Origin of the sequence: Actinotignum sp. UMB0459 (assembly GCF_051905915.1) — a bacterium.
Classification (GTDB): domain Bacteria; phylum Actinomycetota; class Actinomycetes; order Actinomycetales; family Actinomycetaceae; genus Actinotignum; species Actinotignum sanguinis.
In genome coordinates, this window is record NZ_JBQAIK010000003.1 from 62,385 (window position 1) to 68,747 (window position 6,363).

Sequence of the window (6,363 nt, forward strand, 5' to 3'; positions counted from 1 at the left end):
AAAGGAGCGCAATGAGGCATTCCGCGTTATCGTATTCAGTTTCCGGGGCTCCCATCGAGGGCACCATCGTTGCTTTTCACGGGGTGACCGATTGCGCCGCCTCGCTACACAGCCTCGCCGCGCATTACGGGCGTGATTACCGAGTGGTGCTCTGCGATCTGCTCGGCCACGGACTCTCGGCCCGTTTCGCCAAGGACGACCTGGCCGATCCCTTTTCCGCTCTCGTTGCCAGCGCAACCGATGTGGTGGTGCGCGCCGCGGCCGGCACTCCCGCACGCCAGATCCTCCTCATGGGGCACTCCCTAGGCGGTGCGGTCGCCGCGCATATTGCCGCAGCTCACCCGGCGCTCATCGCGGGTCTGGTGCTTGAAGACCCCGCACTCCTCACCCCGGAGCAGGCCCGTACCTACCGCGAGGCCGCCGAAGATCTTGGCAAAACCCAGGAGCGCGTGCGCGAATATCTACCCGAAGCTATCGCGTCATTGCGCGAATCGTATACCACCTGGACCCCCTCCGAATACGCCGGCTGGGCACAGGGTAAGACCGAGGTGGACCTCGATTTCATTGCCACCGGCGTGGTGGGCCGCCCCGGGCGCGCGGTGCTCGGCCAGCTAAGCATGCCCACCCTCCTCGTGACCGGCGACGGCGACGACGTGCTCTTCGGCGCCACCGGCATCGAGGCACTGACTGAGCATCACAATCCGCACCTGCGCGGGGTGGTCATCCCGCACTCCACCCATACGGTCCGCCGCGACCAGGAGAGCGCTTTCTACGCCGCGGTGGACCCCTTCCTTGCCGAGTGCGCGAAGGCGCAGAAGCGCCCGCAGCCTTACCTCGATCCGCAGCTCACGCCTTTGCTCGCGGGTGTGCCCGAGCAAACCACCTGGGATACTCCGGCGATGCGCGCGGAAGGCGAAGCGCTGCTGGGTGCCGAACCGGAACTGCCCGCGGGTATCCGCCGCGAGGTTGTGGTGGAGAACGGCCTGGAGCTGCGTATCTTCCACCCCGATAGCACGACGCCGCCGCAGCCCCGCGTGGTGCTGTCTTTGCATGGCGGCGGTTACGTTGCGGGCCGCGCCCGCTACGACGACGCCCGCAATGCTGAGATCGCCCAGCTGGCCGAAGTCACCGTGGTGGTTCCCGATTACCGGCTGGCACCCGAGCATCCTTTCCCGGCAGCGGTGGACGACTGCCGGGTTGCGCTCGCTTATATTACGCGGGTTTTCCCGGGTGCACCCGTGCTGGTTTTCGGAGATTCGGCCGGCGCCGGCTTGGCCGATCAGGTGCTGCGCTTCGCGCAGCCAGAGGAACTGGCGGGCTTGTGCGGCGTCGTCGCCCTAGAACCGTGCGTGAGCCCGCGCCTCGATACGCTCTCCTATCGAACCTATTGCGACGGCCCCGTATGGACGCGGGAGGCCGCGGCCGCGGCGTGGAACGCCTACGCTGACGATTCCGGGTACCGCGCCGAGCCACTTTCCGCAGGTAGCGGCCCGTATTCGGGATTGCCGATGCTGCTTGTGGTCAATCCGGTTGATCCGCTGCGCGACGAGGGCCTCGACTGGGCGCGCGACCTCATGGACGCCGGCGCGGCCGTGGAACTCCACATGTATCCGGGTACTTTCCATGCGATGCTATGTTCCCCCGGCACGAAGGTGTGGGAGCAGGTACGCGCGCGAATAAGTGAGTTTATTGCGACTGCGTTTGCCGGGCGTTAGGAGCAATCTCTCTGAAGGCCAGAGATTTCACAATGTCCTTGAACGCCGTTTGAAGAAGCGCTGGATCGCCGTCTTCTAATACCACGCGGAGATAAACCGCAATATCTTCCTGCCGCCTCCAGCATAGGGCCCTGCGGCCAAGTTAGTTACATTTCTATGTCATTTCAGAATTGCGGGGGAACAATCATTATGACTGCTCCCCCGTCTCTATTTTCTGCACTATCTTCTGCCCGGTGCCCGCTTAAGCTGTCAACACCCTGGCCGGATTCTCGTACAGTAACTTGTGCAGATCACTTTCGCTCACGCCTTCCTGGCGCAACAGGTCAATGACGACCGTTGGAACGAAGGCAAATCCATTACCGCCATTCTGAGTCCACATTTGCTTGAGGAAGAGATCGTGACTGAGGATAATCTGATCCGCGTACCCATCAGCTATGAGGTCAGCAAGAACACTCACAGTTTCGTTAACTGACGGAGATACACCTTCTTTCGGGAAGGTGATATCCAGGCCGATCATGTCGAATTCCAGCCACACTCCCCTATCGAGGAGCCGACGCTGGTAATCCTTATCAGCACCGGAAGGATCCGAGTGGGCAAGGGAAACCTTATGCGGCGCCACGCCCTGCGCAAAGACCAGGTCCAGAACCTCATCTCCGCGCCGTTGCCACCCGGGCATATGAATATTGAGCGCTACGGTCGGATTATTTGTTTGAGCAAGGGCTCCGGCAAGCAAGGACGCATGTTCCCCTTCTGTAAAGAAGGGAGATACCCCTATCTCACCGATCATGCCGGCTTTAATCTTCCGGTCGCCACCCTCCGACTTTTCCGCCGCACTGCCCGGAGCGGTATCAATTGCCGGAATACCCTCATTGATATCGGCATCAATTTCTTCCGCAATGGCGTCAACGCTACGCGCGGTAATGCGTTCACCTTCGAACTTTTCAAGATATGGCCCGGTCGACATAACAACGTTGAGTCCAGTCACTTCCGCAACTTTTAGTAAGCGCGCCGGGTTACGGCCGATGCTGACGGTTCCAGTTGCGTCAACGATAGTCTGCCCGCCGAGCTCAGCGAATTTACGGACTTCCAGGATCACATCCTGAGCCGGCTTATCCGCCATATTATCCGCGTTGCAGTACGGATCTTGGCGCAGGCCATACATAAGATCCGGCGTGACTTTCTTGCCGACTATTTCCTTGGAGAACTCGTAATAGGGCTCATCCACAACCGAGGACAAGTCATTGAAAAGGTGTTCGTGGGGAAGTGTCATCCCCATATCTTGAGCCTTGATAATTCCGCGAACGGTTTGCAGTTCGCCGTTCTTCAGTTGAGACATTGCAGCTGTCCTTTCTTCGCTGCCTAGTGAGATTCTTCAGTTTTATGTTCGGTACCTGCTCCGAGCTTGCGAGACGGGACCATGGCGATTCCTGCGGCAACCAGCGCTACCGCAGCGCCCGCAACCGTAACGGCATAAATGACGTGCCCTTCTTGCGGGAGGATGAGGTCAATGAGGATGGATCCGATAAGCTGACCCGCAGTTGAAGCAAGAGCGAGGAGCAGCAAACCAAGCTTGCGAACCAGCAGTGCCATGAGTGCGATGGAGAGCAGACCCAAAGGACCGCCGAGGTACATCCACCACTGAGTCGGAAGATGGAAAGTAGCAGCACCCATCGCCAATCGAATAATGAACGCAAGAGCGAGCGCGGAAAACCCAATGATGAAATTCCAGGTAATGGATACCAGCATAGAATCCGCAAGATAGCCGATCTTGGAGTTACCCGCCGGTTGCCATCCAGCAAGGAGACCACCACAGAACGGCAGAATTGCCAACGCAATCATATGGGGAGCCGTGAAATTCGGCGATACCACCAGCACGGTCGCTGCAATAGCGAGGAGTGCCCCCAAAATACGGGGGATATTCAGCGCTTGTTTGAACTCAACTCCGATACCGAAACGGTCACAAATAATTCCGGAGATAACCATGCCTGCAATCAATGAGGTCTGGAACGTCGCCACCCCGAGCGCTCCGACGGAAACACCCTCAGAGAGAACGATAACGGCTCCGCACAGACCTGCGAAGAAGTACGGCCACGGCAAGGTTCCATGCCGCAGATGCCCCGGAATCGAAATGAGGGCTTTCCGCAGCCGGCGCTGCGGCAGCACGATAATGAACATGACGACAAGTCCCGAGAAGAATGAAATACACGCGGCCAGATGTCCGTCGTCGACCGCAACACCGAGCCGCCCGTTGACGGAACTCTGCATGGGACCGAGCATGCCCGCCAGAACGGTGAGGAAGGTAAACAGCACAATGGCAGTTCCTTGCGCAGCACTTCCGTGTGCACGCACGCGCTTCTCCGCCGCATGAGTTTCCGTTTGTTGAGAATTAGTCACTGCGTCGCCAGTATCCACAACGCACGAATCAGATTTTAATGAAGACATCATTGCCTACTTTCCCGAGAGCCAGGTGACGATATTGCCAAAAAGGGTGGAATAGCCGGGCCACTCCATGAACTCCTGCGGAGCCCAATGCGGGGAGATGTCCGAGGCGAAAGCTACCGACCGGCCTCGCCCGTATTCACGTGCCACCAAGAGCGGCTTATGCGCCGCAGTTGCCAAGACACTCGCGCCTTCTTTCGCCACGAGGTCTTGGAAACCGAGCAGATACGGCCACGTTTTATCTATTCCTTGAGTAATGGGGTGATTGACATCCGTGAGCTCTCCGCGGACACCTTCAGGCGCTTCAATACGGTCGTCATAGCGGTGGATAGTAACCGGGAGTACATCCTCAACTGGAGTGCCCGCATAATTCGCCATCGCTTGGAATCCCTGGAAGCTGAGATAGCCGCCCGCCATCATTAATCCGCCCCCGTTCTTCACCCAGTCACGAATGAGAGTGAGTCGATTCGGAACACGCTTTCCCTCTTCGAAAACTTGCGGCGGGAGAAGGAGGGTATTAGCTCCAACATCCGACAAAATGAGGACGTCATACTCATTGAGTTCCTCTTCCGTAAAAGGAAACTCGACCGCCACATCATGCGATCGCATATGGGTCACTTCATGCCCAGCTTTGCGCAAACATTCGAGAAGTTTTGCGCAACCGATATGTACTTGAGTGTGCGGGAATTGATCGAAGCCTTTATGGTCAACAATATCGCTGACCCACGACTCGCCTGCAAGCAGAACTTTTACCATTCCAGTCTCCTTCGACTACCAATTATGTTTCGCTCAAGGTAGCGACAGAGCCGTCAGAAACGACTTTCACCACCACAACCATCACGAGCGTTGCGCAACGTTACGCAACGTCTGGTTGTTATGTTATAGGCTTGAGGTGTTTCACACAAGACCCTCGTTTACATCAGGAGTCCCATGGCAGCTTCTCTAAGCGAAATAGCACGAATTGCTGGCGTTTCACCGTCGACAGTCTCTCGGTTCGTGCGTGGGGAACTCAATGTTCGAGGGGAAACCGCAGAGAAAATCCAAGAGGCGATGTCCCAAGTAGGCTGGCAAGCTCCCACTTTGACAAACACTTCATTGCGCACAATCGCCCTGATTATCCCCAACCTAACTAACCCGTTTTTCGCAAAGCTAGGGGCCGAAGTTATCTCCGCGGGTGACGCTGCACAGAAAACAGTGGCTGTATTCGTTTCGGGAGGGCAAATTGATAACGAAGTGGAACTCATCGAGGAAGCCCTCGCAAATCCTACAGTTGACGCGATCATCCTGGTTGGAAATAACTCGCTCGATGGAGATATCAATTCCGTGAGCCTAACTAAACCCTTCGTCATGCTTGACGAGATGGTTCTCAATGTGGATGCAGCTCTCGAAAATTCAGCCTTGGGGTACACCAATATTCGCCCGAGCTCTATCCCCTACGTTGTAGCGGACAACGCTAATGGCGCCTACCAGGCAACGAATCATCTTCTGGCGTTCGGGCATCGCCGCGTGGCGTTCATTGGTGGACCTGAGGGACTTCTCTCCGCACATCAACGAGAACTCGGCTACCGGAAAGCCATAACATTCCACGGGCTCAAGGTGGATGAGCGCTACATTTTCCACGGTCCCTACTCCGAGGCTTTTGGTGCGTCCACATTACCACGGCTTTTAACCGCCCCGGATCCTGTTACTGCGGTCTTCGCAAGTTCGGATGTGGTGGCCATTGGTCTTATCCGTGCCGCAGAGCAATGTGGACTGCATATTCCCGATGACCTTTCCGTCATCGGATTCGACAATATTAGCCTGTGCGATTGGATTCATCCGGGTCTGAGCTCAGTACAACAACCCATTGCAGATATGGCACAAGCTGCCTTGCGCGCTATTGTTGACACCGCAACTGGACAGGCACCCAGCGGACATATTTTCCCCATGCATGTGGTGACGCGTGCATCGGTGAAACGGATCGGGTAAACGGTTCGAGGCGCCCCGGACTGGACACCTGTAATCGTAAAAGTTGTTGCACTCAATTTTAGAGTCCATGGGTATTTGCTCCACCTCACCGATACGGTAAACTAAAGCATGTCTATAGCTGACTCTCCACAGCTTGCCATCACCACCACCGATGCGCGTGCAGGCTGCGAAGAGGCTGCTCGTAACAATGCGGGAGTACACAGTAGGTACTTACGCACCCATGCGATAGTCATTCAGTTTT

The 6,363-nt window shown here is 56.8% G+C and carries 5 protein-coding genes; 2 read left to right on the top strand and 3 right to left on the bottom strand.

Annotation, left to right across the window (positions count from 1 at the left end; translation table 11 throughout):
- Positions 1-11 precede the first annotated feature (11 nt).
- A complete protein-coding gene (locus tag ACTFPK_RS01075; RefSeq protein ID WP_274733958.1) occupies positions 12-1,715 on the top strand; it encodes an alpha/beta hydrolase in 1,704 nt (567 codons plus the stop codon).
- Between the two features lie 241 nt (positions 1,716-1,956).
- On the opposite strand, the gene ACTFPK_RS01080 is transcribed toward ACTFPK_RS01075, so the two are convergent.
- From ACTFPK_RS01080 to ACTFPK_RS01090, 3 genes are read right to left on the bottom strand one after another with little or no spacing between them, the layout of a single operon-like run.
- Positions 1,957-3,051 (bottom strand): phosphotriesterase family protein, encoded by a 1,095-nt coding sequence (locus ACTFPK_RS01080; protein ID WP_274733960.1) that lies wholly within the window; start codon positions 3,049-3,051, stop codon positions 1,957-1,959.
- A 23-nt stretch (positions 3,052-3,074) separates the two neighbouring features.
- Positions 3,075-4,160: a DMT family transporter gene (locus ACTFPK_RS01085; protein ID WP_274733962.1), complete on the bottom strand. Its 1,086-nt coding sequence runs from the start codon at positions 4,158-4,160 to the stop codon at positions 3,075-3,077.
- A gap of 3 nt (positions 4,161-4,163) precedes the next feature.
- Complete coding sequence (locus ACTFPK_RS01090) at positions 4,164-4,910, bottom strand: glutamine amidotransferase (protein ID WP_274733963.1); 747 nt, start codon at positions 4,908-4,910, stop codon at positions 4,164-4,166.
- Positions 4,911-5,084: 174 nt separating this feature from the next.
- Between ACTFPK_RS01090 and ACTFPK_RS01095 the strand changes: the two genes are divergently transcribed.
- Positions 5,085-6,122 carry a LacI family DNA-binding transcriptional regulator gene (locus ACTFPK_RS01095; protein WP_274733964.1) on the top strand — a complete coding sequence of 346 codons (1,038 nt, stop codon included), beginning with the start codon at positions 5,085-5,087 and terminating at the stop codon, positions 6,120-6,122.
- Positions 6,123-6,363: the final 241 nt, after the last annotated feature.